Origin of the sequence: Mycobacterium sp. GA-1285, assembly GCF_001499905.1 — a bacterium.
Taxonomy (GTDB): domain Bacteria; phylum Actinomycetota; class Actinomycetes; order Mycobacteriales; family Mycobacteriaceae; genus Mycobacterium.
Window position 1 is genome coordinate 170224 of record NZ_LQIS01000001.1, and the last position, 26418, is coordinate 196641.

Here is a 26418-nt window from a genome sequence, read left to right on the forward strand (position 1 = left end):
TCGATGTTCAAAGTCTTGTGTGCCCGCGTTCACGGTCATCTAACAGTCATGATACGAGGTCGATCTGAGCCGTACCACCTAGTTGGATGCCCGATTGTATGACGGACGCCGCCGCCTGGGAGGCACAGGCGACTTCGCTCGATAATGGTTGCAACGACACCGCCCGACACGCGGAGAGGCAGACACAGTTGGCGACATTTCTGATCGATCTGTCGCCGAGCGATATGCAACGCCGGCTCGGTGACGCGCTCGCGGTTTACGTCGACGCGATGCGCTATCCGCGCGGCACCGAGGCTCAGCGGGCGTCGATGTGGCTGGAGCACACCCGCAGGCCGGGATGGAAGGCCGTCGCGGCGGTGTCCGTCGGCGGTGCCGACAAGGCAGATCGAGTCGGCGGTGCCGACAAGGCAGACCGAGTCGGCGGTGCCGACAAGGCAGACCGAGTCGGCGGTGCCGACAAGGCAGACCGAGTCGAGCTGGCCTCCGCCCCGATCGTCGGAATCGCCTATGGCTACTGCGGCGCCCCCGACCAGTGGTGGCAGCAGCAGGTGGTGGCCGGGCTGCAGCGCGTGGGCGCAGACCGCACGCACATCGCTGCTTTGATGACGAGCTACTTCGAGCTCACCGAATTGCACATCCACCCCAGCGCCCAGGGGCGGGGGCTCGGTGAAGCGTTGGCTCGCCGATTGCTCTCCGACCGGCGGGAGTCCCATGTGCTGTTGTCGACGCCGGAGATCAACGGTGAGGCGAACCGGGCGTGGCGGCTGTACCGCAGGCTCGGCTTCGCCGACGTCATCCGTGGCTACCACTTCGCGGGCGATCCGCGGGCGTTCGCCATCCTGGGCCGGTCATTGCCGCTGTGACACCGATTCGACGTCGCCGACGCCTCGGCTCTCCGATTTGACGTCGCCGACGCCTCGGCTCGGTCCCGTCTGGCACGATGACCACGTGCCGGCCCGCCACCGCAGCAGCAGAACCCGCCTGTTCGCACTCGTGATGCTGATCCTCGTCGTGCTTCCGACCGCCGTCGGCTGCGTGCGGGTGCGGGCCTCGATCACGGTCTCCCCCGACGACCGGGTGTCCGGTCAGATCGTCGCGGCGGCAAAGCCGCGAAACGCCGACGACAAAGGCCCGCAGCTGCTGAACAACCTGCCGTTCGCCAACAAGGTGGCGGTCTCGGAGTACAGCCGCGACGACTATGTCGGGTCCCAGGCGGTGTTCTCCGACCTCACCTTCGCCGAAGTCCCTCAGCTCGCCAACATGAATCGCGACGCCGCCGGTGTCGACCTCTCGTTGCGCCGCGCGGGCGACCTCGTCATCCTCGAGGGTCGCGCCGACCTCACCTCGCTCAGCGACTCGGAGGCCGACGTCTCGCTGACCGTGTCGTTTCCCGGCGAAGTCACCTCGACCAACGGGGATCAGGTGTCGACCGAGATCGTCGAATGGAAGTTGCGGCCCGGCGTGGTCAGCACGATGAACGCCCAAGCCCGCTACACCGACCCCAGCGCGCGGTCCTTCACCGGCGCCGCGATCTGGCTCGGCCTCGGCTCCTTCGTGGTGGCGGCCATCATCGGGGCCTTGGCCTACATGAGCCGCGACCAATCGCCGAAAGTGGGCGAAGCCCGCGATTAGCAGTCGGATCGCCGCCGGTCCTCACTTGCTCGGACCACTCATGCAGGCTCTACGCTGAAGGCGTTCGGGGCAGGGTGGTCGCACAGAGAAAGGGGCGCCCGCTGAGCGTGCATGCCACGGCACCGTCAGCCGTCGAGCTGGCCGGCGCCGTCACCGATCAGCTGCGGGGCTATCTGCAGGAGCGTCGCGGTGAATGCGCCTACATGGGCGACGACTACGCCGAAATGACCGCTGCGCTGGAGGAATTCGTGCTTCGCGGCGGCAAGCGGCTACGGCCCGCTTTCGCCTACTGGGGCTGGCGGGCGGTCGCCGACCGGCCCGAGAACCCGCTCGAGCCCGAAATGCTGCGGTTGTGTTCGGCGCTCGAACTGCTGCATGCCTGCGCGCTGGTGCACGACGACGTCATCGACGCCTCCGCGACGCGTCGCGGGCTGCCGACCGTGCACCGGCTGTTCACCGAGCGGCACCGCACCCGTGGCTGGCACGGATCGGCCGAGCAGTTCGGCATGTCGGCGGCGATCCTGCTCGGCGACCTGGCGCTGGTTTGGGCCGACGACATCGTCGCTACGGCCGACCTGTCCGCCGACGCCGCCCTGCGGGTCCGCCGGGTGTGGAGCGCGATTCGCACCGAGGTGCTCGGCGGGCAGTACCTCGATATCGTTGCCGAGGCCAGCGGAGCCGACTCGGTGGCTTCGGCGCTGACGGTCAACATCTACAAGACAGCGTCGTACACGATCACCCGGCCGCTGCAACTCGGCGCCGCCGCTGCAGCCGACCGGCCCGACGTCCAGGCCGCCTTCCACGACTTCGGCACCGACCTCGGCGTCGCGTTCCAGCTGCGCGACGACGTGCTCGGGGTGTTCGGCGATCCCGCTGTCACGGGGAAGCCGTCCGGCGACGATCTTCGGGCCGGCAAGCGCACCGTGCTGTTGGCCGAGGCGGTCGAACTGGCGGAGAAGGCCGATCCCATGGCGGCGAAGCTATTGCGCACCTCCATCGGGTCCACACTCACCGAGGTCCAGGTCAACGAGCTGTGCGGAGTGATCGAGTCTGTCGGCGCGCTGGCCGCGGTGGAGAACCGCATCGAAGAGCTCACCCGCCGCGCGCTCGACACCCTCGATTCGGCCGCCATCGATGCCCATGCCAAGGCGGGGTTGTCCGAACTCGCCCGATTGGCCGCGAATCGAACTGCATGACGATGACGCCCTCACCATCGAAGCTGCCGTCGAAAGTCGGTTTGGCTCAGCATATTTCGCGGTTGACGTCGTTCGCGACCTCACCACAGGCCCAGCCCGCCCGGCTCGGCTTCGTCGGCGCTGTCCTGATCACCGCGGGAGGGCTGGGCGCGGGCAGCACCCGGCTGCACGACCCGCTTCTGGAGTCGGTCCACCTGTCGTGGCTGCGGTTCGGGCACGGGCTGGTGCTGTCTTCGGTCCTGCTGTGGGGCGGCGTGGCACTGATGCTGGCGGCCTGGCTGTGGCTGGGGCGCCGGGTGATCAACCGCACCGAGACCGAATACACGATGGTGGCCACGACGGGCTTCTGGCTGGCGCCGCTGCTCCTCAGCGTCCCGCTGTTCAGCCGGGACACCTACTCCTACCTCGCCCAGGGGGCACTGCTGCGCGACGGCCTCGACCCGTACGTCGTCGGGCCCGTCGACAACCCGAACTCGTTGCTGGACAACGTCAGTCCCATCTGGACCACCACCACCGCGCCGTACGGGCCCGGTTTCATCCTGATCGCCAAGTTCGTGACGATGCTGGTCGGCAACGACGTCGTCGCGGGCACGATGTTGTTGCGGTTGTGCATGCTTCCCGGCTTGGCGTTGCTGATCTGGGCTGCGCCGCGGGTCGCCAGGCACATCGGTGCCGACGGTGCGATCGCGCTGTGGATCTGCGTGCTCAACCCGCTGGTGATCATCCATCTGATGGGCGGCGTGCACAACGAGATGCTGATGGTCGGCCTGATGATGGCCGGCATCGCGCTGGCGTTCGCCGGCCGCCACGTGTGGGGCGTGAGCCTGATCGCCGCGGCGGTCGCCGTGAAAGCGACCGCGGGACTGGCGCTTCCGTTCATGGTCTGGGTGTGGGCCAGAGCCCTGCGAAGCAGGCGCCACTTCTCACCGGTCAAGGCGTTGGTGGCTGCGACGGCGGCGTCGGCGCTGATCTTCACCGCCGTCTTCGCGGTGCTGTCGTTCGCCGCCGGTGTCGGACTGGGTTGGCTCACCGCCTTGGCGGGCTCGGTGAAGATCATCAACTGGCTGACTCTGCCCACTGCGGCGGCCAATCTCATCAATGCCGTCGGCGGCCTCTTCCTGCCGGTGAACTTCTATGCGGTGCTCGACGTCGCCAGGATCATCGGCATCGCGCTCATCGCGGTCTCACTTCCGTTCGTGTGGTGGCGGTTTCGGCACACCGACCGCGAGGCGCTGACCGGTATCGCGGTGGTGATGGTGATCGTCGTCCTCCTCGTGCCCGCGGCGCTGCCCTGGTACTACACCTGGCCCCTGGCGGTGGTGGCCGCGCTGGCCCAGAGCCGGCGGTCGATGGCGATCATCGCGGGCCTGTCGACGTGGATCACCGTGATCTGGAAACCCGATGGGGCACATGGCATGTACTCGTGGCCGCACGTGTTGTTGTCGCTGGCGTGCGCCGTGGTGGCGTGGTACTCGCTGAAGAACGCGCCGGAGTCGCGACCGCGAGTGGTCGATAAGCCACGACCGCGAGCGGTCAACAAGCCAAAGCCTGCGCCCGGCGCACCACCTCACGGGCCTGATGCGAGTGAAGAGCATCAACCGGCCGGGCATTAGCCAGTTCGCCGGTCGTGCCGTCGCGTCGGATCGTCAGCGATGCGTCGGGGGTGAACAACCAGCGCACGATCTCGGTGTCGTGGTAGCCCCCGTCGCGCAGCACGACGAGTAGCCCGGGCAGGCTCTTGACGACGTGGCCGGTGTCGTCGAAGAACACCTTCGGAACCACCACGACTCCGTTGCGCCGCACGCCGATCAGATGGCCGTCCCGTAACTGTTGGTGCACTTTCGTCACCGCGACACCGAGCATCTCGGCGACGGTGGTTAGGTCATAGACGTCCTCAGCGGGATCGAGGACATCCTCGGCGGCCGGAATGCTGCTCACCGCACCGAGTCTAGATGCGATGACCGTCGACCGGAGCCGGGAAACCGCCGCTGCTGCGCTCCGTAACATGTCTGCGGTGGAGGCCTATCCGCGGACCGACCCGCTACTAGGGACCGTGCTCGACGGTCGGTACCGCGTCGACGTCATGATCGCCACCGGCGGCATGTCGGCCGTATACCGAGGGTTGGACCTGCGCCTGGATCGGCCGGTCGCGCTGAAGGTGATGGACACCCGGTATGCGGGTGACGCACAGTTTCTCACCCGGTTCCAGCGCGAGGCCCGGGCGGTGGCGCGGTTGACCGATCCCGGTCTTGTCGCGGTGTACGACCAGGGCGGCGGGCGGGCAGGCGGTCCTCCCCCGTTCCTGGTGATGGAGCTCGTGGAGGGCGGGACGCTTCGGGAACTTCTGCGCGAGCGCGGGCCGATGCCCCCGCACGCCGCCGCGGCGGTGCTCGGCCCGGTCCTCGGCGGGCTGGCCGTGGCGCACCGCGCCGGCCTGGTGCACCGCGACGTCAAACCCGAGAACGTGCTGATCTCCGACGACGGCGACGTCAAGATCGCCGACTTCGGGCTGGTGCGGGCCGTCGCCGAAGCGAAGATCACCTCGACCAGCGTCATCCTGGGCACCGCCGCGTATCTGTCTCCCGAACAGGTCAGCACCGGCGACGCAGACCCCCGCAGCGACGTCTACGCGACGGGCATCCTGACCTACGAACTGCTGACCGGTCGGACCCCATTCGCCGGCGACTCGGCGCTCGCGGTGGCGTACCAGCGGTTGGACAACGACGTACCGGCGCCGAGCTTTGTGATCGCCGGTGTCCCAAGGCAATTCGACGATCTGGTGTTGCGCGCCACCGCCCGCGACCCGGCTCGGCGCTACACCGACGCCGGCGAGATGCGCGACGATCTGGACGCGATCATCGACGAACTCGGCTTGCCGCCGTTCCGGGTGCCCGCGCCGCGCAACTCCGCACAACAGGCGTCGGCTCCCCTCGGCCCTCCTCCGGCGCCCCCTGCTGCGGCCCCACCCGCGCCACGCCAGGCGACCCGGACGCTGGCGCGCGACGACTGGCAAGCCCCCGAACCCGAATACCAGCCGATGTCGGGACGGTTCGCCGGAATCGAGCTCGAGGAGTTCCACTGGGCGCGGCAGCGCGCCAGGCGCGCAATGCTGTTCTGGGTCATCGCCGTGATCACGTTGACGGCGCTCATCGCCGCGGCCGCGTGGACGCTCGGCGGCAATTTACCGAATCTGATCTAGTTACTGTCGGACTCCTCAACGCGGCTCGTTCCTCGCCGCTTGATCGTCGTCCGATTAGTTCTACTGTCGGACTCCTCAACGCGGCTCGTTCCTCGCCGCTTGATCGTCGTCCGACTAGTCGCGCAGCATCTCGGCGACCAGGAACGCGAGCTCCAGGCTCTGCTGGGTGTTGAGTCGCGGGTCGCACGCCGTTTCGTAGCGCCCGGCGAGGTCTGTGTCGGAGATGTCCTGCGCGCCACCGAGGCATTCGGTGACGTTCTCGCCGGTGATCTCGACGTGAATACCGCCGGGATGGGTGCCCAGCGCCCTGTGCACCTCGAAGTAGCCCTGCACCTCGTCGACGATCCGGTCGAAGTGGCGGGTCTTGTAGCCGGTCGACGACTCGTGGGTGTTGCCGTGCATCGGGTCGCACTGCCAGATCACCTGATGGCCGGTTGCCTGCACCTTCTCGATGATCGGCGGCAACAGGTCGCGCACCTTGTTGTTACCCATGCGGGTGACCAGTGTCAGCCGCCCCGGCTCGTTGTTCGGGTCGAGCCGTTCGACGTACTCGACGGCCAGCTCCGGTGTCATCGTGGGGCCGAGCTTGACCCCGATCGGGTTCGCGATCACCTCCGCGAACGCGATGTGCGCGCCGTCGAGCTGCCGGGTGCGCTCGCCGATCCACACATAGTGGGCGGACAGGTCGTAGAGCTTCGAGCCTTGATCCGTCTGTGACAGCCGCAGCATCGCGCGCTCGTAGTCGAGCACCAACGCCTCGTGGCTGGCGTAGATCTCGGCCGTCTCCAGGTTGCGGTTGTCGACACCACACGCGCTCATGAAGGTCAGCGCGCGGTCGATCTCACCGGCCAGCGCCTCGTAGCGGGCCCCCGCAGGCGAGGTGCGGACGAACTCGCGGTTCCAGTCGTGCACCAGATGCAGCGACGCCAGGCCCGATCCCGTCAACGCCCGAACCAGGTTCATCGCAGCACTCGCGTTGGCGTACGCGCGCACCAGCCGCGACGGGTCGTGTTCGCGCACCCCGGGGTCGGGCGCGAAACCGTTGATCATGTCGCCGCGGTAGGACCGCAGACCCAGCGCGTCGATGTCGGCCGAGCGCGGTTTGGCGTACTGGCCCGCGATGCGGGCCACCTTGACCACCGGCACGCTCGCGCCGTAGGTCAACACCACCGCCATCTGCAGCAACGCGCGAAGGTTGGCCCGGATGTGGGGTTCGGTGTTGTTGACGAAGGTCTCCGCGCAGTCGCCACCCTGCAGCAGAAAGGCGTCGCCGCGGGCCACGTCGGCCAGCAGACTCTTGAGCCGCTCCACCTCGGCGGGCACCGTCACCGGCGGGACGCTCTCGAGCACCGTGCGCATGGTCTTCGCCGCCTCGGCATCCCAGGTGGGCTGCTGCACCGCGGGCTTGGCGAGCGCGGCGTCGAGCCGATGCCGCAGCTCATCGGGCAGCGGCGGCAACGGGGGCAGCTGATCGATGGGTACGTCGACGGTCCAGTTCACCCGTTCATGGTAACGGCCCGCGACATGTGCTTTTCACCGCTGGCCCGGCGCTTCGCCCGTGGTCATCAGCTGGAACCGGCGCAAATTGTGGCGAGCGTCGACCAGCGCGTCGTGGGCGTCCCGCGGACGCGGGGGCATCCGCGGTGAACCGCGCTCCTCCCAGAACTGCCGCAACTCGCGGGTGAAGCGCGGTATCGCCGGCGGAAGGTCCGTCATCGGACCCCACAGCTGACACAACACGACGTGGTCGTAGGCCCCCACCCAGGCCCACAGCTCGATCGGCTCGTCACCGTCGATTCCGAAGAAGTCTTCCAGTTCGGCGCGGATCTGCCGGCGCGAGCGCCACAGCTGCGACGCCGGCGGCGGAAGCTTCGGCAGCACATGCTTGCGGACCCAGCTGCCTGCCCGCTCGGGGTTGAATTCGGTTGACACCGCGTAATATTCGCGACCATCCTCGGCGGCAACGCCGATCGAGATCAGCTCGATGGTGCGCCCGTTGTCGATGAATTCCGTGTCGTAGAAGTAACGCACTACGCGGGTTCCTTCTCCGTGGCGGCCACGACCGACCGATCCTTCGGGGCGGGGGCGGCGTGGATCTCGCGGTCGAGCTGCTCGTCGACCTTGGCGTCGTCGGGAAACTTGGGCATACCCGCGACAGCGTCCTGCAGCCACAGCTTGGCCTGGACCACCGGTCGCCGCAGCCAGCGCTCCCGCTCCAGCGCCCGGTGCATCTTGCGCGGGCGATTCGTGTATCGCCAACGGGCCCACGGCGCGTGCGGCCTCGACAACCGGATCGCCCCAACGAACAGCAGCGGCGTCACGAACATCCCCACGAGACCGGTCCACACCTTGCCCTTGAGCAGCACGATGACGGCCAGCATCAGCGTCAGCACCGCGGCCACGACCACACCGGCCCGTGCGACCAACGAGTGATCGTTGCGCCAGATGTCGATGTCGAAGAACGACAGCGGGTTGAAGCCCAGAATCAGCAGGCCGGCGACGGCAACGGCCGCGAAGACCGCATCGACCGAGGTCCTCCCGTCCTCGGCCCAGTACACGTCCTGGAGATGCAGGATCAGCGCGAACTCGTCCAGCACCAGCGCCGCACCGACGCCGAAAAAGATTGCCGCCACCGTGAACTCGGGTACTCCCCCGTCGACACCCAACGTCACCATCGTCACGCCGGAGATCATGACCAGGACCACACCGACCACCACGTGGTGGATGTGCAGCCCAGACCCCCCTCCCCCCGCGACAGAGATGTTGCGCGGCTGCCACCATTTGCGCGGCGCATCGCTGTCGGCATGCCTGCGGATGTACCGCACGATCGTGCGGGTGACGAAGAACGTCAGGATGAACGCGATCAGGCAGTACACGAGGGGCAGCCGCGCGTGCGGGACGCCGAATACGAGGTGTAGGTCCGCGAGCACGCAGAAAACTTACGCCGCCCACTGCGGCCGCGAGGAACAGAATGACCAGCGCGTGTCGTGGGCCGGATACCGGCCGACGCGCGGGGGTGCCCCGATAGTCTGGTCAGCGACATGAGTACATGGCGGTCGCCCGGCGGGCGGGGTTGGGGGCCAACGCTCGCCTGGCGGCTGTTTCAACTGCTGACGCTGGCGGCGTTGGCCTGGGCCGGCTGGCGTGTGCTCGGCCGGATGCCCTACCGCATCGACGTGGACGTCTACCGGATGGGCGGCCAGGCCTGGCTGGACGGTCGGCCGCTCTACGCCGACGGGGCGATGTTCCCCACCAGGGGCGGCCTCGACCTGCCCTTCACGTACCCTCCGCTGGCCGCCGTGGCGTTCGCTCCGTTCGCGCTGATGTCGTTGGAAGCGGCCGCCGTCGCGATCACGGTGATGACGCTGGTGCTGCTCATCGTCGCGGTGACGATCGTGCTGCACCGGTGCGATGTCTGGTCTCAGACGTCGGTGACGGCCGAACCCGCGTGGCTGCGGCAGGCGTGGCTGGCCGCGGCCATCGTCGCGCCGGCGGTGGTGTACCTGGAACCGATCCGGTCCAACTTCGACTTCGGCCAGATCAACGTCGTGTTGATGACGCTGGTGATTGCCGATTGTGTGCCACGCCGGACGCCCTGGCCACGCGGCATGCTCTTGGGGCTGGCAATCGCGCTGAAGCTCACCCCGGCGGTCTTCCTGCTGTATTTCGTGCTGCGCCGCGACGTCCGCGCGGTGGTAGTCACCGCGGTGTCCGCCGTCGCCGCCACGCTGGTCGGGGTGGCGTTCGCCTGGCGCGACTCCCTCGAGTACTGGACCGAAACGGTGCGCAATACCGATCGCATCGGCACGGCGACGCTGAACACCAACCAGAACATCGCCGGTGCCCTGGCTCGGCTGGGGTTGAGCGAGGGGCCACGGTTCGTGTTGTGGACCGCGGCCTGTTTCGCCGTGCTGGCGATCACCGTGTGGGCGGTGCGACGCGTGCTCCACGCCGACGAACCGGTGCTGGCGCTGATCTGCGTGGCGATGTTCGGGTTGGTGGTGTCGCCGGTGTCGTGGTCGCACCACTGGGTGTGGTCGCTGCCGACACTGCTGGTCACAGCGCTGGTGGCGTATCGGAAACGGCACGCGGCGCTGGGCGTCGTGGCCGTCGCGGGCTTTGCGTTGATGGTGTGGACACCGATCACGCTGATGCCCGAGCATCAGGAGACCGCCGCGTCGCTGTGGCGACAGCTGGTCGGCGGCTCCTATGTGTGGTGGGCGATCGCGGTGATCGTGGTCGCCGGCACCGTTGCGGGCACAGCGGCGCCCGCCATGCGCAGCAGGCCGGTGGTCGACGCGGCGCCGGTACCGGCGGTCAACTAGGCGGCCGGGCTCAGCCGGCGGCTACCTGCGGCATGCGGGCCGACGGCTTTGTCGTGTCGTCGGCCCTGCCCTCCTTGATGTCGGCGGCGTAGAGGTCGACGTACTCCTGACCGGACAACCGCATCAACTCGTACATCACCTCGTCGATGACTGCGCGCTCGATGAAACGGTTGCCCGCCAGCCCCTCGAACCGGCTGAAGTCCATCGGCGCGCCGAACTTCACCTGGACCCGGCCGAAACGCCACATCTTGCTGCCGGGCGGGTTGACGACGTCGGTTCCGATCATCGCGACCGGAATGACCGGCACACCGGTCTCCAACGCCAGTCGGGCAAGGCCGGTCTTGCCCTTGTAGAGCCGGCCGTCCGGTGAGCGGGTGCCCTCGGGGTACATCCCGAGCAACTTGCCCTCACCGAGGATCCGCGCCGCCGTGTTCAGCGCGCTCTGCGCACTGTCGGCGTCTGTGCGGTCGATCGGCACCTGACCGGCGACGGTGTAGAACCACCGGGTGAACCAGCCCTTCAGTCCGGTGCCGGTGAAGTACTCAGCCTTGGCCAGGAATGTGATTCTGCGGCTCACCACCAGCGGTAGATAGAAACTGTCTGCGACAGCAAGGTGATTGCTGGCCAGAATCGCCGCGCCCGAGGACGGAAGATGCTCCACCCCTTCGACTTTCGGCCGACCCAGCAACGACAGCAGGGGCCCCATGAAGATGTACTTGAACAGCCAATACCACATGGGCCCTCCCGGTGATCGAACACCGGCCGGTGTTCTGCGACAACTTTACCCACGCACTGTGGATGCGACCACAGCGCGCACGACTATTCCTCGACGGTTACCGGAATGTGCTCATAGCGCCCCGGTGCGGGCGGCTCTGAGCCGTTCGGCCCCGGTTCTGGAGGTGGCGCAGGCGGACCGTCAGGCGGCCCATCCGGTCCCGCCCCGCCGCCGGCCTGGTCCAGAATCGCGCGGACCACGGCGAGCAGGGCGACGCTGTGCTCGGCGATGACGGTGAGCAACGGATGTTGTTCGCCCGCCGCCAGGGCCGCGAGCGCGCACACCGGGCACCAGACCTGCTGGCACTTGCCCGCACCACCGGCGGCCGCCCGGGCCGCGACCAGTCGCACCGCGGGGTCGAGCCGGTCGAGAATGGCCTGCGCGAGAGCCCGTAACTCCGGTCCCAGATCGCCGTGTGGCGTAGTCACTTCGGCCACACCTCCGGATTCGGTCGGAACCGCACTGTCAACTCACACCCTCGCAGTTGCGCGTCTACGACGATGCATCGTCGCAACACGGACGCCAATCGGACCCGGCGCCGCAGTCCGCCCGCGCCGATTATCAGATCGTCGTCGACCCGGCCCAGCGTCAGCGCTGAGGAGTCGACCTGCGGCAACTCTAGCCGTAACCGGTACACCGATTCGAGACCGGAGCCCGACTCGCGGTCGACGATCGGGCGCAGTGGCCCCGGCGGGGGTGACCCGTCGCGACGGCGTGCGCTGTCCAGCAGCTCCCCGAGCGCTTTCGCGCCGATCGGCTCGCCGGCCAGATGCGGCACCATCACGAGTTGGACGTCGCCGATGGTGGCGTCGAGCTGATCGAGGACGGCCTGCTGTTCGGAGATCCGCTCGCTGTACCAGTCGAAGGCGGGATGTTCGGGCAAGTTGCGGTATTCGAACGAATCGTCTTGTACCAGTATCTGATTGACGATCAGCTCGGCAACCTGGACGCCCATCAGCGCCAACGAACCCAGCGTGCGGGCGGCCTCCGCGGCCACCACCCGCTCGGCCGTCATCACCAGGTGCGCGCTGACCCGGGACCCGTCGGTGAGCATTGCGCTGAGCATCTCGGTGCCTGCGCTGATGCGTTCGAACAGACCGACGACGGCCGCGGTGTGCGGGTCGTCGAACCCCGTGGACAGCCGACGGTGCCGCGGCCACGCACGCTCCAGGTACAGACCGAACGTCGCGGGCAGGGTGAGCATGCGCAGTGCGTCGGCGGTCGACGCGCAGTCGACCACGATCCGGTCCCAGTTCCCTGAGGCAGCAAGTTCGCCCACCTCGTAGAGACCGAGCACCTCCTGAACGCCCGGCAGCGCAGAAAGCTCCTCGGGGGCAACGCTTCCCAACTCAGAGTCCGGGAACCTGTCTAACAACAGGCCGGCGATCTCGCGCCACCGCGCCTCGAGCAGGGCCAGCGTGTCCAACGCCAGCGCGTCCAACGATCCGCCACCGGCGTCAGCGTCATCGGTGAACACCCGGGTGGGCCGGCGCAAACCGGTCGGCGCCACGGTGACGCCGAGCACGTCGCCGATGGAGTGCGCCTGATCGGTCGAGACGATCAGGACCCGCAGTCCCGCTCGTGCGTCACGCACGGCGGTGCCGGTCGCCAACGTCGACTTGCCGACCCCGCCCTTACCGACGAACAGGCCGATCTTGGCGACGGACGGGCCGGGGGCATTCAGCTCACTCAGCCTCGACTCGTTTCTTGAGGTCCTTCAACGCGGTGTCCGTAAGGCGCCGTTCGGCTTTGCGCTTCAACAAGCCGATCATCGGAATGATCAGATCGACCGACAGCTCATAGGTGACGTCGGTCCCCGATCCCTTGGGCGACAGTCGATATGCGCCTTCCAACGACCTCAGCAGCGAGCTCGACACCAGCGACCACGTCACCGACTTGCGGTCAGGCGGCCAGACGTAGGACAAGACCATGGTGTCCTTGAGGACGGCGGCATCCAGCACGAGCCGGGCGGTCTTCGGATAGCCGTCAGCGTCGGCCTCGAGCACCTCGGTCTCCTTGTACTCGGCCACCCAGTCCGGATAGGACCCGATGTCCGCGATGACGTCCATGACCGTCGAGGGATCGGCATCGATGTAGATGGTCTGCGCAGTCTTGTCCGCCACGTTGAAAATCTACCCTCCCCTGTCGTTGACGGCCGAACCCTCAGGCCAGCGGTGACACACCCACCGGACGCGTGGCCTCGAGCCGCTGCTTCACCTCGAATGCCATGTTCTTACCCGCGACCCGCCGGCGGTGGTTCATCTTCGCCAGATTCATCCTCGCCAGCTGCCACGCGGCCACCCCCGCCGGTTCAGCGTGCAGAAAATAATGCAGGACGACGCCGTCGAGCACCGCCTCCAACCAGACCTCCATCGTCCCGATGAGCGCCCCCGTGACGGTCCACCGGTGGCCTTTGTCGCCACGATCCTCCACCACCGTCAGCCGCAGGTCGGGCCACCAACGACGCCAGCTCGCAGGGTCGGCGACGTAACGCCCGACCTCGGCGGGATCCGCCGCGACGAACGTGTCGTCAGCGATCTGAATGCTGTTCATGGCATACCAGCTTCACACACGAGCGCGGCTGGCCGGATTCCGGCCGACTAGGCTGGATACGGCAAGAGCAGCCGCATCGAGAGGCCAAGACCGTGCGTGAGTTCAGTGTGCCCGCGTCCTTCACGGTGGAAGAGCACGACAATGTCGTCAGCGCCGTGTTCGACCACGCGCGCGACGATCCCGACCATGTGATCTTTCAGCGCCTCGTCGACGGATCATGGACCGATGTGACGTTCAGTCAGGCGGCCCACCAGATTCGCGCCGCGGCGCTCGGTCTGATCGCCAAGGGCGTGCAACCGGGCGACCGCGTCGCGCTGCTGTCGGCCACCCGCTACGAATGGCCCATCCTGGACTTCGCGATCCTGGCCACCGGTGCGCTCACCGTGCCGATCTATGAGACCAATTCGCCCGAGCAGGTGAAGTTCGTGCTCTCGGACTCCGAAGCCGTCCTGGTCATCGCCGAAACCGACGCGCACGCCGACAAGATCGAGCACCTCAAAGGGGACCTGCCCGGGCTGCGGGAAGTGCTGCGCATCGAGGGCGCCGGCACGTCGGCGCTCGACGAACTCGCCGAGGCGGGAAAGTCGGTCGACGCCGAACAACTCGACGACCGGTTGGCTGGGCTCAAGGCCGCCGATCCGGCGACGCTGATCTACACCTCGGGCACCACGGGTCAGCCGAAGGGCTGCCAGCTGACCCACTCCAACCTGGTGTACGAGATCCGCGGCGCCAAGGACTGCTTCCCGACACTGTTGACCGAGGGCGAGCGCATGTTGGTGTTCTTGCCCCTCGCGCACGTGCTGGCCAGGGCGATCACGCTCGCGGCGCTCGCCAACAAGGTCACGTTGGGCTTCACCAGCGACATCAAGAACCTGGTCGCGACGTTCGCGGTGTTCAAACCGACCCTGGTGGTGTCGGTGCCGCGGGTGTTCGAGAAGGTCTACAACACCGCCCAGCAGAACGCCCGCAACGACGGTAAGGGCCGAATCTTCGAGATGGCCGCCGACACCGCGATCGAGTGGAGCAAGTCGCTGGACACCGGCAAGGCCGGCCTTCTGCTGCGCGCCAGGCACGCGGTGTTCGACCGCCTGGTCTACGGCAAACTCCGGGTGGCGCTGGGCGGCGACTGTCGCGGCGCCATCTCCGGGGGCGCTCCACTGGGCGCACGGCTTGGCCACTTCTACCGAGGGGTGGGACTGACGATCTACGAGGGCTACGGCCTGACCGAGACCAGCGCCGCGATCACCGTCAACCGACTCGACAACGTCAAGGTGGGTTCGGTCGGAACGCCGTTGCCCGGCAACAGCCTGCGCATCAACGACGACGACGAGTTGCTGGTCAGGGGCGGCGTGGTGTTCAACGGGTACTGGAAGAACAAGGAGGAGACCAAGGCGGCCTTCTCCGACGGCTGGTTCCACACCGGTGATCTCGGTGCGATCGACGACGACGGTTTCCTGACCATCATCGGCCGCAAGAAGGAGATCATCGTCACCGCGGGCGGCAAGAACGTCGCCCCGGCGATCCTGGAGGATCGGCTGCGCGCGCATCCGCTGATCAGCCAGGCGATGGCGGTCGGTGACGCCAAGCCCTTCGTCGGCGCGCTGATCACCATCGACCCCGAGGCGATCGAGGGCTGGAAGGAACGCAACGGCAAGAACACCGACGCGTCGGTCGGCGACCTGGCCACCGATCCGGACCTCATCAGCGAGATCGACCTGGCGGTCAAGGAGGCCAACGAGGCCGTGTCCAAGGCCGAGGGAATCCGCAAGTTCCGCATCCTCCCAGTGGATTTCACCGAGGACACCGGCGAGTTGACCCCGACGATGAAGGTCAAGCGAAAGGTGGTGGCGCAGAAGTTCGCCAGCGACATCGAGGCGCTCTATTCGCAATAGAGCAAATTCGACAATCGCCTCGCCTGGGTGTGCCACTGCCAGTTGTCCACCACCCAGCGCCGGCCTGCCGCGCCCATCCGCACCGCACGGTCGGGGTCGGCCAACAGGTCGCTGACCGCCGCCGCGATCGCGCCCACGTCCCAGCCGTCGACCACCACGCCGGTTTCCCCGTCACGCACGGTCTCGGGCGCACCGCCCGACCGGCCCGCCACAACCGGAACCCCCGTCGCGGACGCCTCGAGGTAGACGATGCCGAGACCCTCGACGTCCAGTCCGGCGCCGCGGGTTCGGCACGGCATTGCGAATACGTCGGCCATGGCGTGGTGGGCGGGCAACTCGTCGCTGGGAACGGCGCCGGTGAACACGACGTCGTCGGCCACCCCGAAGCTGTGCGCCAGCTCGTGCAAGGTCGACCGGTAGGGTCCGCCGCCGACGATCACCAACGCGGCACCGAGCACACGTTGCCGGATGGCGGGCATCGCCCGAATCAGCATGTCCTGGCCCTTGCGTGGAACCAGGCGAGACAGACACACGACGACGGGACGGTTGCCCAGCCGATAGCGGGTCCGTAATTCGGCTCGCGCGACCTCATCGGGGGTGAACCGGTCGGTGTCGACGCCCGGCGGCAGGTGTTCGAGCGCGGCGCGCGGCCCGAATGCCGACGCGAACCGGCGCCGGGTGTACTGGCTGACGTAGGTGACCGCATCGGTACCGGATCCGATGCGCCGCAAGGCGTTTCGCGCCAAGGGCAACATCGACCAGCCGACCTCGTGGCCGTGGGTGCTGGCGATCACCCGGCGCGCGCCTGCCCCGCGGGCCAGCGACGCCATCAGCGCGAGCGGAGCCGCCGCACCGAACCACACCGTCTCCGCGGTGGTCTGCTCGATGAGGCGCCGCATCCGGCGGCTCACCGACGGCTCGGGAAGCATGAGCGTGGTCGGGTGCCGCACGACCCGATATGGCGCCTTCCGGTCGAACTCGTCGGAACCCTTCCACTTCGGCGCGTACACCGTGAGCGTGTGGCGCCCTTCGGTTTGGAGGTGGTCGACCAACTCCTGCAGATAGGACTGGATTCCACCTCGCCGCGGCGGAAAGTCGTTGGTGACCAACAGAACCCGTGTCACCTCAGCGACTCGCCCACTGCCGCCACTGGGCGAGCGCCGTATCGAGGTCCATTCCGAGGCTGTCTTGCACCGCCGTCGCGACGTCGGGGTGGCCGGGTCCGCATGCCCGGTGGTACAGCTCGAGCAGCTTGCCGGTGCCGAACCGGTCGGCGATGAACCGGCTGAACCACCAGGCCCGGTCGTAGGCCAGCGACCGGGCGGGCCCGGACAGTTCGGCGTCACCGGGCAGCGTGAGAAGCGAGGCGTCCGGCATCGGCGCCGCGGGTCGGGCGACGAAGTCGGCCACACCCTCGGTGAGCCAGCGGGGCGCATCCGACGCGGTTCGGGCGCGGGCCGCGTAGTGAAACAGCTCGTGGCGCAACACGACTCGCAATGCCGCGTCGCTTCGGTCGACGGCACCGGGAGCGAACGTGATCCGCTCGGGGGTGGTGGTGGCCGCGGTGTGGGCGTCACCGCCGCCGATGGCGGCGAACTGCGCGTCGGTGCCCGCAACGGCGATCACGACCTCGCGCGGCCAGTGCGGGCCCCAGAACCCGGTAACCGCCGCCGCGGCGCCGTCCATCTCGGCCCGGATCCGTGACAGCAACCCTTCGGTCCGCGGCCCGCCGAGATTGATCAACCGGACCGCACGGCCATCGGCGAGCGCGTGAACGCGTGATACCGCGGTCGGCGTGATCAGCGACGCCGGCGTGGCCGGCGTGGCCATCATCGGCACGGACGGAACCTCGGATCGGCCGACGATCAGCAGCGCGCAGATCAGTTCGGCGATGAGTAGCGCCGCGAGCCTAGACCTGCTTCTCGCGTGCGCGACACCCCGGCGGTCAGTAGCGGCGGACGTTGTAGATCGGCGCATTGTCCACCGGGGCGACTCGCACCGGCGTGCCGTAGGTCGAGGCGTGCACCATCATTCCGTCACCGATGTAGATCGCCGTATGCGACGCGTCGGAGTAGTAGTTGACGACGTCACCCGGTTGCATCTGGTCCCGCGACACCGGCTGACCGCCCCGGGCCAGCGCCTGGCTGGAGTGTGGCAGCGAGATGCCGGCCTGTTGGAACGCCCACATCACCAGTCCTGAACAGTCGAACGCGTTCGGGCCCGAACCGCCCCACGAGTACGGCGAGCCGATACGGCTCAACGCGGCCTGGATCACGGTCCCGGAGTGTCCGCTCCCCGGCGGCGCCAAATCCCCGGGTGGGATGGCGCCAGGCGCGGGTGGCGCGGCCATGACCGCGGGATCACCACCGGGCACCGGCGCAGGCGCGGGCAGCGGAGGCATGGGCGGCATGGCGGCGAGTGCCTCGCGCTGATTGGGTGTCAGCGCCTCGTACTGCGACTTCACGACGGCGATCTGCACCTGCAGCCTGCTCTGCTTGGACTGCAGATCCGCCCGGACGGCGGCGGCCTGTTCGGCGGCCGTCTTCGCCGCGGCGGCCGACTTGGCGGATGCCTCTTCGGCCAGCGCCGCCTGCCTCCCGATTTCGCGGTGGCTCTTCATCTGCGCCGACATCTCGGCGGCCATCACGCGCTGCACCGACAACTGATCGATGAGGCCCTGCGGTGAGCCGGCGGTCAGGATCGCGTCCAGTCCATCGGTTCTGCCGCCCATGTATTGAGCTGCGGCAACCTTGTCGACGGCGGTCTGGAAGTTTGCCAACTGTTCTCGGGCCGTGTTGGCCGCCGCCGCATCGGCGGCGTGCTTGGCCTCCGCGTCCCGCTGGATGGCCAGCTTGTCGTCGAGATCGAGCTGGGCCGAGTGCATCGCTTCGGTGGTCTGCTCGGCCTGTCGCGAGAGTTCGTTGAGCTTCGCCAACGCATCGTCTGCCGGGTCGGCTTGCACACCGACCGCGGAGAGCCCCGCGAAGACGGTGATACCGGCGATCGCGGCTACCAGGAGCCGAAAAAACCCGCGAATGGTCAAGCGCCTGCGGTCGAGCCTCAAGATTTTGCGTCCTTCAACGTCCGGAACGAAGCCGTGTCGAATAGCCCTTAGGTCTCAGACAGGTTACGAAACGGCATCGGGGTTGTCCAACAGAAGTTGCAAATTTAACAGGCAGCTCATATTTCGATTCGTCGCCCGCCACGCCGCGTGTCGTCAGGCGACACCTGAATCACCTTCCCGGCGGATGGGTACCAGGCGCAGCCGCGGCGCCAGGCCCACATCGGCGAGCACCTCCAAGGCTCGACGCTCGTCGTCCAACAAGGTGTCGGGTACGCCCAGCAGAACGCTGACGACGCAGTCCTGACATCCCGGTCCGCGGACCGCGCAGTCGTCGCAGTCGATCTTCACCGTGCCCACGAATGGCTCCTCTCGGTCGGTGCGGTCCGCACGCTATCGGGAGGCACCGACAAAATCGCAAGGCCCGCGTGGCAACCCGAAGGTGTCGGTGGGGTTTTCTACCGTCGATCCGTGAGCCAGCTCAGCTTCGCCGACGTCGATCGGCAGGCTGACGTGTCGCTGCACGACACCACGTTCGTGGTCGTCGACCTGGAAACCACTGGCGGGCGGGCCCGTGGTCACCACCCCGACGAGATCACCGAGATCGGAGCGGTCAAGGTGCGCGGCGGCATCGTGCTCGGCGAACTGGCGACGCTGGTGGACCCGGGCCGCAGCATCCCGCCGCAGATCGTGGCGCTCACCGGGATCACCACCGCGATGGTGTGCAACGCGCCGAGGATCGAGTCGGTGCTCCCGGCATTCCTCGAGTTCTCCCGCGGCGCGGTGCTGGTCGCCCACAACGCCGGGTTCGACATCGGGTTCCTGCGGGCCGCGGCCGAACGCTGTGAGATCGCCTGGCCGCGGCCGCCGGTGCTGTGCACGGTCAAACTCGCCCGTCGCGTCCTCACCCGCGACGAGGCGCCCAGCGTGCGTCTCTCCGCGCTGGCCCGCCTGTTCGGCGCGAGCACCACCCCGACGCACCGCGCACTCGACGACGCCCGCGCCACCGTCGACGTCCTGCACGGTCTGATCGAGCGCGTGGGCAACCAGGGCGTGCACACCTACACCGAATTGCGTTCGTACCTACCCGATGTCACCCCCGAGCAGCGGCGCAACCGCCACCTCGCTGCGGGTCTGCCCCACCGGCCCGGCGTCTACCTGTTCCGCGGCCCGGGCGCCGAAGTTCTCTACGTCGGCACGGCCGTCGATCTGCGGCGGCGCGTCGGGCAATACTTCAATGGCTCCGACTCGCGCACCCGCATCAAGGAGATGGCCTCCCTGGCCACCGCGGTCGACCACGTCGAATGTTCGCACGATCTCGAGGCAGGGGTGCGCGAGCTACGCCTGCTGGCTGCGCACGCCCCGCCGTACAACCGTCGATCGAAGTTCCCGCACCGATGGTGGTGGATCGCATTGACGGACGAGGCGTTTCCCCGCTTCTCGATCGTGCGGACCTCCAAGCACGACGCGGTGATCGGTCCGTTCCGCGCACGCGCCGACGCCGTCGACACCGCCGCCCTGCTGGCCCGGTTCACCGGCGTCCGAACGTGCACCAAGAAGCTGGGGCGCGGCGCGGTGCACGGCCCATCCTGCCCCGAACGCGAGCTGTCACCGTGCCCGGCGCCGCGCGACGTGGGCGCCGCCGAGTACGCCGAGACGGTCGCCCGAGCCGCCGACGTGCTGGCCGGGTGCGACGGGCGGGCACTGGCCGCGGTGCTGGCCCAGGTCGCCGACCTCGCTGACCGCGGCCGCTACGAGACTGCGGCGCGCCTACGCGATCACGCCGCCACCGCGATCGACGGATTGTGGCGAGGTCAGCGCCTGCGGGCGCTGGCCGCCATCACCGAATTGGTCGCGGCACGACCCGACGGCAGCGGGGGGTGGCATCTCGCGGTGATTCGCAACGGCCAACTGGCGGCCGCGGGGAACGCGCAGCGCGGTGTGCCCCCGATGCCGGTCATCGACGCGATTTGCACTGGCGCACAAGCTGTTCTGTCGTCGGCGGCACCTTTGGGCGGCGCGCTGGTCGAGGAGACGGCACTGATCGCGCGGTGGCTGCATCAACCCGGAGTGCGCATCGTGCGCGCCGACGACGGCTACTGCTCGCCGGTGCATGCGGCGGGCCGGTGGGCGGCATGGGCGGCGTCGGCGCGCTCGGCGCGGCTCGCCGCGGAACAGCTCGACAGGACAACGCGCTCAGGCTTTTTGCGTGAACCGCACCCAACGCGCCAGGAGCTGTTCGGCCGCCCCGGAGTCGATGGCCTCGACCGCCTTGGCCAGCCCGCTCTCCCAGGCGGGCAACCATTTGGCGTCGCTGGCTAGTCCCGCGTGCGCCACCAACGCGCCCGCGGCGTTGAGGATCACGGCGTCCCGCACCGCCCCCTGCTCGCCACCGAGCACCGCGCGCACCGAGGCCGCGTTGGCCTCGGCGTCGCCGCCGACCAGTTCGGAGATCTCGGCGCGCTTGAAGCCGAACGCGGCGGGGTCGAACTTCAGCCGCTCGACCGTGCCCGCTTGTACCCGCCAGATCGTGCTGGTCGTGGTGGTGGTGAGCTCGTCGAGGCCGTCGTCACCGTGTACCACCAGCACGCTGGACCCTCGGGCCGCGAACACACCGGCCATCACCTCGGCCAGGTCACCCCAGGCGCAGCCCACCAGCCCCGCGCGCGGCGAGGCCGGATTGGTCAGCGGGCCGAGCAGATTGAACACCGTCGGCACCCCGATCTCGCGACGCACCACACCGGCGTGGCGGTACGAGGGATGGAACTGAGGTGCGAACGCGAACCCGATCCCGACCTCGGCCACACTGCGCGCGACTTCGCCGGGACCCAGGTCGATGCGCACCCCGAGCGCCTCGAGCGTGTCGGCGCCGCCGGACAGCGACGACGCGGCGCGGTTCCCGTGCTTGATCACCGGCACCCCGGCAGCGGCGACGACGATGGCCGCCATCGTGGACAGGTTCTGTGTGTTGGCGCCGTCCCCACCGGTACCCACGACGTCGACGGTCGCGGTTCCGATCACGTCGGTCGGCACGCGGCGCGCGTGTTCGAGCATGACGTCGGCGAGCTCGGTAACCTCGGCCGACGTCGGGCGCTTCATCCGCATGGACACCCCGAAGCCGGCGATCTGGGCAGGTGTGGCCGCGCCGGTCATGATCTGGTCCATCGCCCATGCCGCTTGTCCGGTCTGCAGCGACTGACCGGTGGTGAGGCGGCCGAGAATCCGGGGCCACGTGAAGGAATCGGGGTTTTCGGGAGAAGCCACCACGCGATTATGACGAAACGCCGACCCGGGTGGAGATCGACAACTACAAAGCGTCATACTTGCTCTTGTGACGAGCGCTGTAGGGACCTCGGGAACCGCAATCACGTCGCGAGTGCATTCGCTGAACCGGCCGAACATGGTCAGTGTCGGCACCATCGTCTGGCTGTCCAGCGAGCTGATGTTCTTTGCTGGCCTGTTCGCGATGTACTTCACCGCGCGTTCGCAGGCGGCTGGCGAATGGCCGCCGCCGCCGACGGAGCTGAACCTCGTGCAGGCCGTGCCGGTCACGCTGGTGCTGATCGCCTCGTCGTTCACCTGCCAGATGGGTGTGTTCGCCGCCGAACGAGGCGACGTATTCGGGCTGCGCCGCTGGTACGTCATCACGTTCCTGATGGGTCTGTTCTTCGTGCTGGGCCAGGGTTACGAGTACATCGAGCTGGTGAAGCACGGCACGACCATCGCCAGCAGCGCCTACGGCTCGGTTTTCTACATGGCCACGGGTTTCCACGGATTGCACGTGATCGGCGGCCTTGTCGCCTTCCTCATCCTGCTGGCCAGAACCCGGATGAGTAAGTTCACTCCGGCGCAGGCCACCGCCGCGATCGTGGTGTCGTATTACTGGCACTTCGTCGACATCGTCTGGATCGCCCTGTTCGCCGTCATCTACTTCGTAAGATGATCGGCTCGCCGATGTGTCCGATGACCGACTCGCCGATCTGTCCGATGATCGGCTCGTCGTGCCGATCGATCCGATGAGAAGGAGTTCGATGACCGACAAGTCGCGCCGTCGGCTACGCCGGCGCCTGTCAGGTGCTGTGCTGCTGCTGCTCGGACTGGGCGTCGCAGGTGGTCTGGCCGCCACCCTCACGCCCGCGCCGCAGGTTGCGGTCGCCGACGAATCGCAGTCGGCGCTGTTGCGCACGGGTAAGCAGCTGTTCGACACCTCTTGCGTGACCTGCCACGGCGTGAACCTCCAGGGTGTGCCGGACCGCGGTCCCAGCCTCATCGGGGTCGGTGAAGCGGCCGTCTACTTCCAAGTCTCGACCGGCCGCATGCCCGCGATGCGCGGTGAGGCCCAGGCCCCGAACAAGCCCCCGCTGTTCGATGAGGCGCAGACCGACGCGCTCGGCGCCTACGTGCAGGCCAACGGTGGCGGCCCGGTCGTCCCGCGCGACGACAACGGACGCGTCGCGCAGGAGTCGCTGGTGGGCGACAACGTCGCCCGCGGCGGCGACCTGTTCCGCCTGAACTGCGCGTCCTGTCACAACTTCACCGGCAAGGGCGGCGCCCTGTCGTCGGGCAAGTACGCACCCGACCTCGGCGACGCCACGCCCGCGCAGATCTACACCGCGATGCTCACCGGCCCGCAGAACATGCCGAAGTTCTCCGACCGGCAGTTGTCGCCGGACGAGAAGCGCGACATCGTCGCCTACGTCCGCGAGTCGTCGGAGGCCCCCAGCTACGGCGGCTACGGCCTCGGCGGGTTCGGCCCGGCGCCCGAGGGCATGGCGGCCTGGATCATCGGCATGGTGGCCGTCATCGCCGCGGCCCTGTGGATCGGAGCGCGAGCATGAGTCAGCCGGGCAACGGCACCGACAACACCCCGAAGGGCACCGACGCACCCGGTCAGGCCGGCGTACCCGGTCAGCCCACCGACGCCGAGCTGGCCGCGATGTCACGCGAGGAGCTGGTCGAGCTCGGCGGCAAACTCGACGGTGTCGAGATTGTCTACAAGGAGGACCGCTGGCCGGTATCAGACACCAAGGCCGAGAAGCGCGCCGGCCGTGTGGTCTCGTACTGGCTTCTGCTGGGCGGTTTTTCGGGCCTGGCCCTGCTGCTGGTGTTCCTGTTCTGGCCGTGGGAGTACGTGCCCCACGGCTCCGAAGGCGAGTTCCTGTTCGCCCTGACCACGCCGCTGTACGGGTTGACGTTCGGGCTGTCGATCCTGGCAATCGGCATCGGTGCGGTGCTGTACCAGAAGAAGTTCATTCCTGAAGAGATCTCGATCCAGGAGCGTCACGACGGCGCCTCCCCCGAGATTCACCGCAAGACGGTCGTGGCGAACCTGACAGACGCGTTGGAGGGCTCGACGATCAAGCGGCGCAAGCTCGTCGGCCTGTCGCTCGGCATCGGCCTCGGCGCGTTCGGTCTCGGCACGCTCGTGGCGTTCATGGGCGGTCTGATCAAGAACCCGTGGAAGCCGGTGGTGCAGACCGCCGACGGCAAGAAGGCCGTGTTGTGGACATCGGGCTGGACGCCTCGGTACCCGGGCGAGACGATCTTCCTCGCCCGCTCCACCGGCAGCGGCACGTTCGTCAAGGTGCGACCCGAGGACATCGACGCCGGCGGCATGGAGACGGTGTTCCCGTGGCGCGAGTCCGACGGCGACGGCACCACTGTCGAGTCGCACCACCATCTCGCCGAGATCGCGATGGGGGTACGCAACCCCGTCATGTTGATCAGGATCAAGCCACAGGACCTGCCCCGGGTGGTCAAGCGCAAGGGCCAGGAGAGCTTCAACTTCGGCGAACTGTTCGCCTACACCAAGGTCTGCTCGCACCTGGGTTGTCCCGCTTCCCTTTACGAGCAGCAGTCGTATCGCATCCTCTGCCCGTGCCACCAGTCGCAGTTCGATGCGTTGCACTTCGCTAAACCCATATTCGGCCCGGCTGCGCGCGCGTTGGCGCAGCTGCCCATCACCATCGACCAGGACGGGTATCTGGTCGCCAACGGCGACTTCATCGAGCCCGTCGGGCCGGCCTTCTGGGAACGGAAAACAGTATGAGTCCATCACTGCCGAAACCGCCGAAGCTCGCCGAAGTCGCTGCGGCACAAGGCGATGCCGTCGATTCCCGCTACCACCCCTCGGCTGCGGTGCGGCGCCAGCTGAACAAGGTGTTCCCGACCCACTGGTCGTTCCTGCTGGGTGAGATCGCGTTGTACAGCTTCATCGTCCTGCTGATCACCGGCGTGTACCTGACCCTGTTCTTCGACCCGTCGATGGCGGAGGTAACCTACGACGGCGTGTATCAGCCGCTGCGCGGTGTGCAGATGTCGAAGGCCTACGAGTCGACGCTCGACATCAGCTTCGAGATCCGCGGCGGGCTGTTCGTCCGGCAGATACACCACTGGGCCGCATTGCTTTTCGCGGCGGCGATCATGGTGCACCTGGCCCGCATCTTCTTCACCGGCGCCTTCCGGCGGCCGCGTGAGGCGAACTGGGTCATCGGCGCGCTGCTGCTGATCCTGGCGATGTTCGAGGGCTACTTCGGCTACTCGCTGCCCGACGACCTGCTGTCCGGCATCGGACTGCGGGCCGCGCTGTCGTCGATCTCGCTCGGCATGCCGGTGATCGGCACCTGGTTGCACTGGGCCCTGTTCGGCGGCGACTTCCCCTGCGGCGGCGTCGGTTACGAGTGTGCGACCGACGGGTTCTGGATTCCTCGGATGTACGCACTGCACATCCTGCTGCTCCCCGGGATCATGTTGGCGCTCATCGGGCTTCACCTGGCCCTGGTGTGGTTCCAGAAGCACACCCAGTTCCCCGGCCCTGGCCGCACCGAGACCAACGTCGTCGGCGTGCGCGTCATGCCGGTGTTCGCCGTGAAGTCCGGCGCCTTCTTCGCGATGACCGTCGGGATCCTCGGCCTGATGGGCGGTCTTCTGACCATCAACCCGGTCTGGAATCTCGGGCCATACAAACCTTCTCAGGTGTCGGCCGGCAGCCAGCCGGACTTCTACATGATGTGGACCGAGGGTGTGGCGCGTATCTTCCCGCCGTGGGAGCTCTACTTCGGCAACTACACCGTCCCGGCGTCCACCTGGGTGGCCCTGTTCATGGGCCTGGTGTTCACGCTGTTGATCGCCTATCCGTACATCGAGAAGCGACTCACCGGCGACACCGCCCACCACAACCTGCTGCAGCGTCCGCGTGACGCTCCGGTGCGAACCGCGTTGGGCGCGGCGGCGATTGCGCTGTACATGCTGTTCACGCTGTGCGCGATGAACGACATCATCGCGCTGAAGTTCCACATCTCGCTGAATGCGACGACGTGGATCGGCCGCATCGGCATGGTGGTGCTGCCGGCGATCGTCTACTACATCGCCTACCGGTGGGCCGTCGGCCTCCAGCGCAGCGACCGGGAGGTGCTCGAACACGGCATCGAGACCGGCATCATCAAGCGGCTACCGCACGGTGCCTACATCGAGTTGCACCAGCCGCTCGGTCCCGTGGACGAGCACGGTCATCCGATTCCGCTGGAGTACCAGGGCGCTGCCATCCCGAAGCGGATGAACAAGCTGGGCTCCGCGGGAGCGCCAGGTACCGGAAGCTTCCTCACGGCCGATCCGATCGAAGAGCACGAGGCGCTCACCGCGGCTCTGCACGCCGGTGAGCGCAGAGCGCTCACCGCGCTGGCCGAGCACCAGGAACGCAACGGTTCGTCGAACGGTCACGGCTCGCGAGACGGAGACTCGGGCAACGGCCACCATCGAGGCCACCACTGAGCGGGGGCGGGCAAG

Annotated in this window: 25 protein-coding genes and 1 pseudogene; 12 read left to right on the forward strand and 14 right to left on the reverse strand. The window is 67.8% G+C overall.

Annotated features, from left to right (window positions below; all coding sequences use genetic code 11):
• Window positions 1-188 precede the first annotated feature (188 nt).
• The 4 genes from AU193_RS00795 (at window position 189) to AU193_RS00810 (ending at window position 4441) form a co-directional block, all read left to right on the forward strand.
• A complete protein-coding gene (locus AU193_RS00795; RefSeq protein ID WP_064420632.1) occupies window positions 189-863 on the forward strand; it encodes an N-acetyltransferase in 675 nt (224 codons plus the stop codon).
• 133 nt (window positions 864-996) lie between these two features.
• Complete coding sequence (locus AU193_RS00800; RefSeq protein ID WP_064420633.1) at window positions 997-1632, forward strand: DUF3153 domain-containing protein; 636 nt, start codon at window positions 997-999, stop codon at window positions 1630-1632.
• A 107-nt stretch (window positions 1633-1739) separates the two neighbouring features.
• A complete protein-coding gene (idsA2, locus tag AU193_RS00805; protein ID WP_064420433.1) occupies window positions 1740-2828 on the forward strand; it encodes a bifunctional (2E,6E)-farnesyl/geranyl diphosphate synthase in 1089 nt (362 codons plus the stop codon).
• Between the two features lie 2 nt (window positions 2829-2830).
• Entirely contained in the window at window positions 2831-4441 is a 1611-nt protein-coding gene (locus AU193_RS00810) for an alpha-(1->6)-mannopyranosyltransferase A (protein ID WP_064420634.1), read from the forward strand.
• Here the strand turns inward: AU193_RS00810 and AU193_RS00815 are convergent.
• Complete coding sequence (locus AU193_RS00815) at window positions 4362-4766, reverse strand: Rv2175c family DNA-binding protein (RefSeq protein ID WP_064420434.1); 405 nt, start codon at window positions 4764-4766, stop codon at window positions 4362-4364. The two genes, AU193_RS00810 and AU193_RS00815, sit on opposite strands and share 80 nt — an antisense overlap.
• A 67-nt stretch (window positions 4767-4833) precedes the next feature.
• Between AU193_RS00815 and AU193_RS00820 the strand changes: the two genes are divergently transcribed.
• Window positions 4834-6027 carry a protein kinase gene (locus AU193_RS00820; RefSeq protein ID WP_064420635.1) on the forward strand — a complete coding sequence of 398 codons (1194 nt, stop codon included), beginning with the start codon at window positions 4834-4836 and terminating at the stop codon, window positions 6025-6027.
• Window positions 6028-6141: 114 nt separating this feature from the next.
• On the opposite strand, the gene AU193_RS00825 is transcribed toward AU193_RS00820, so the two are convergent.
• The 3 genes from AU193_RS00825 to AU193_RS00835 are packed head-to-tail and all read right to left on the reverse strand — an operon-like array spanning window position 6142 to window position 8957.
• The gene (locus AU193_RS00825; protein WP_064420435.1) at window positions 6142-7527 is read right to left on the reverse strand and encodes a class II 3-deoxy-7-phosphoheptulonate synthase; all 1386 of its coding nucleotides are present in this window, start codon (window positions 7525-7527) and stop codon (window positions 6142-6144) included.
• A gap of 33 nt (window positions 7528-7560) precedes the next feature.
• Window positions 7561-8058 carry a polyadenylate-specific 3'-exoribonuclease AS gene (locus tag AU193_RS00830; RefSeq protein WP_064420436.1) on the reverse strand — a complete coding sequence of 166 codons (498 nt, stop codon included), beginning with the start codon at window positions 8056-8058 and terminating at the stop codon, window positions 7561-7563.
• Window positions 8058-8957 (reverse strand): hypothetical protein, encoded by a 900-nt coding sequence (locus AU193_RS00835; protein WP_064420437.1) that lies wholly within the window; start codon window positions 8955-8957, stop codon window positions 8058-8060. Before AU193_RS00835 ends, AU193_RS00830 begins: the two co-directional genes overlap by 1 nt.
• Window positions 8958-9068: 111 nt before the next feature.
• On the opposite strand from AU193_RS00835, the gene AU193_RS00840 reads away from it, so the two are divergent.
• Complete coding sequence (locus tag AU193_RS00840; RefSeq protein ID WP_064420438.1) at window positions 9069-10352, forward strand: glycosyltransferase 87 family protein; 1284 nt, start codon at window positions 9069-9071, stop codon at window positions 10350-10352.
• A 10-nt stretch (window positions 10353-10362) separates the two neighbouring features.
• Here AU193_RS00840 and AU193_RS00845 read toward each other — a convergent pair whose 3' ends face one another.
• The 5 genes from AU193_RS00845 to AU193_RS00865 all read right to left on the reverse strand — a co-directional run bounded on the left by AU193_RS00845 (window position 10363) and on the right by AU193_RS00865 (window position 13680).
• Complete coding sequence (locus AU193_RS00845; RefSeq protein WP_064420439.1) at window positions 10363-11088, reverse strand: 1-acyl-sn-glycerol-3-phosphate acyltransferase; 726 nt, start codon at window positions 11086-11088, stop codon at window positions 10363-10365.
• An 83-nt stretch (window positions 11089-11171) separates the two neighbouring features.
• Complete coding sequence (locus AU193_RS00850; RefSeq protein ID WP_064420636.1) at window positions 11172-11555, reverse strand: hypothetical protein; 384 nt, start codon at window positions 11553-11555, stop codon at window positions 11172-11174.
• Window positions 11552-12811, reverse strand: coding sequence for an ArsA family ATPase (locus tag AU193_RS00855; protein WP_064420440.1), 1260 nt, complete (start codon window positions 12809-12811; stop codon window positions 11552-11554). Before AU193_RS00855 ends, AU193_RS00850 begins: the two co-directional genes overlap by 4 nt.
• A gap of 1 nt (window position 12812) precedes the next feature.
• On the reverse strand, window positions 12813-13250 hold the full coding sequence (locus AU193_RS00860) for an SRPBCC family protein (protein ID WP_064420441.1): 438 nt from the start codon (window positions 13248-13250) through the stop codon (window positions 12813-12815).
• 40 nt (window positions 13251-13290) lie between these two features.
• Complete coding sequence (locus AU193_RS00865) at window positions 13291-13680, reverse strand: SRPBCC family protein (RefSeq protein WP_064420442.1); 390 nt, start codon at window positions 13678-13680, stop codon at window positions 13291-13293.
• Between the two features lie 92 nt (window positions 13681-13772).
• On the opposite strand from AU193_RS00865, the gene AU193_RS00870 reads away from it, so the two are divergent.
• Window positions 13773-15572, forward strand: coding sequence for a long-chain fatty acid--CoA ligase (locus AU193_RS00870; protein ID WP_064420443.1), 1800 nt, complete (start codon window positions 13773-13775; stop codon window positions 15570-15572).
• On the opposite strand, the gene AU193_RS00875 is transcribed toward AU193_RS00870, so the two are convergent.
• The 4 genes from AU193_RS00875 to AU193_RS00890 all read right to left on the reverse strand — a co-directional run bounded on the left by AU193_RS00875 (window position 15560) and on the right by AU193_RS00890 (window position 18993).
• Window positions 15560-16696, reverse strand: a complete 1137-nt coding sequence (locus AU193_RS00875; protein WP_064420444.1) for a glycosyltransferase family 4 protein — start codon at window positions 16694-16696, stop codon at window positions 15560-15562. The genes AU193_RS00870 and AU193_RS00875 overlap by 13 nt on opposite strands.
• Before the next feature lies 1 nt (window position 16697).
• Window positions 16698-17549: a hypothetical protein gene (locus AU193_RS00880; RefSeq protein WP_064420445.1), complete on the reverse strand. Its 852-nt coding sequence runs from the start codon at window positions 17547-17549 to the stop codon at window positions 16698-16700.
• Complete coding sequence (gene ripC, locus AU193_RS00885; RefSeq protein ID WP_064420446.1) at window positions 17518-18636, reverse strand: peptidoglycan hydrolase RipC; 1119 nt, start codon at window positions 18634-18636, stop codon at window positions 17518-17520. The genes AU193_RS00880 and ripC overlap by 32 nt, the downstream gene beginning before the upstream one ends.
• 153 nt (window positions 18637-18789) lie before the next feature.
• Window positions 18790-18993, reverse strand: a complete 204-nt coding sequence (locus AU193_RS00890) for a hypothetical protein (protein WP_064420447.1) — start codon at window positions 18991-18993, stop codon at window positions 18790-18792.
• A gap of 111 nt (window positions 18994-19104) precedes the next feature.
• Between AU193_RS00890 and AU193_RS00895 the strand changes: the two are divergent.
• Window positions 19105-20892, forward strand: a pseudogene (locus AU193_RS00895) (DEDD exonuclease domain-containing protein); the annotation flags it as partial.
• Here the strand turns inward: AU193_RS00895 and trpD are convergent.
• On the reverse strand, window positions 20830-21954 hold the full coding sequence (trpD, locus tag AU193_RS22605) for an anthranilate phosphoribosyltransferase (RefSeq protein WP_371259113.1): 1125 nt from the start codon (window positions 21952-21954) through the stop codon (window positions 20830-20832). The pseudogene AU193_RS00895 and the gene trpD sit on opposite strands and share 63 nt — an antisense overlap.
• Window positions 21955-21964: 10 nt before the next feature.
• Between trpD and AU193_RS23000 the strand changes: the two genes are divergently transcribed.
• The 4 genes from AU193_RS23000 (at window position 21965) to AU193_RS00925 (ending at window position 26403) form a co-directional block, all read left to right on the forward strand.
• Window positions 21965-22576 (forward strand): heme-copper oxidase subunit III, encoded by a 612-nt coding sequence (locus AU193_RS23000; protein WP_064420451.1) that lies wholly within the window; start codon window positions 21965-21967, stop codon window positions 22574-22576.
• 73 nt (window positions 22577-22649) lie between these two features.
• Complete coding sequence (locus AU193_RS00915) at window positions 22650-23471, forward strand: c-type cytochrome (protein ID WP_172798178.1); 822 nt, start codon at window positions 22650-22652, stop codon at window positions 23469-23471.
• A complete protein-coding gene (locus tag AU193_RS00920; RefSeq protein ID WP_064420452.1) occupies window positions 23468-24682 on the forward strand; it encodes a ubiquinol-cytochrome c reductase iron-sulfur subunit in 1215 nt (404 codons plus the stop codon). Before AU193_RS00915 ends, AU193_RS00920 begins: the two co-directional genes overlap by 4 nt.
• Window positions 24679-26403 (forward strand): cytochrome bc complex cytochrome b subunit, encoded by a 1725-nt coding sequence (locus AU193_RS00925; RefSeq protein WP_064420453.1) that lies wholly within the window; start codon window positions 24679-24681, stop codon window positions 26401-26403. Before AU193_RS00920 ends, AU193_RS00925 begins: the two co-directional genes overlap by 4 nt.
• The last annotated feature ends 15 nt before the right edge of the window (window positions 26404-26418 follow it).

Bases quoted from the DNA above. Each gene is read 5' to 3' on its own strand.
- AU193_RS00925 (WP_064420453.1), top strand. From the start codon at position 24,679: ATGAGTCCATCACTGCCGAAACCGCCGAAGCTCGCCGAAGTCGCTGCG.
- AU193_RS00820 (WP_064420635.1), top strand. From the start codon at position 4,834: ATGTCTGCGGTGGAGGCCTATCCGCGGACCGACCCGCTACTAGGGACC.
- AU193_RS00865 (WP_064420442.1), bottom strand. From the start codon at position 13,680: ATGAACAGCATTCAGATCGCTGACGACACGTTCGTCGCGGCGGATCCC.
- AU193_RS00840 (WP_064420438.1), top strand. From the start codon at position 9,069: ATGAGTACATGGCGGTCGCCCGGCGGGCGGGGTTGGGGGCCAACGCTC.
- AU193_RS00920 (WP_064420452.1), top strand. From the start codon at position 23,468: ATGAGTCAGCCGGGCAACGGCACCGACAACACCCCGAAGGGCACCGAC.
- AU193_RS00800 (WP_064420633.1), top strand. From the start codon at position 997: ATGCTGATCCTCGTCGTGCTTCCGACCGCCGTCGGCTGCGTGCGGGTG.
- AU193_RS00845 (WP_064420439.1), bottom strand. From the start codon at position 11,088: ATGTGGTATTGGCTGTTCAAGTACATCTTCATGGGGCCCCTGCTGTCG.
- AU193_RS00915 (WP_172798178.1), top strand. From the start codon at position 22,650: ATGAGAAGGAGTTCGATGACCGACAAGTCGCGCCGTCGGCTACGCCGG.
- AU193_RS00810 (WP_064420634.1), top strand. From the start codon at position 2,831: ATGACGCCCTCACCATCGAAGCTGCCGTCGAAAGTCGGTTTGGCTCAG.
- trpD (WP_371259113.1), bottom strand. From the start codon at position 21,954: ATGACGCTTTGTAGTTGTCGATCTCCACCCGGGTCGGCGTTTCGTCAT.
- AU193_RS00880 (WP_064420445.1), bottom strand. From the start codon at position 17,549: ATGCGCCGATCTACAACGTCCGCCGCTACTGACCGCCGGGGTGTCGCG.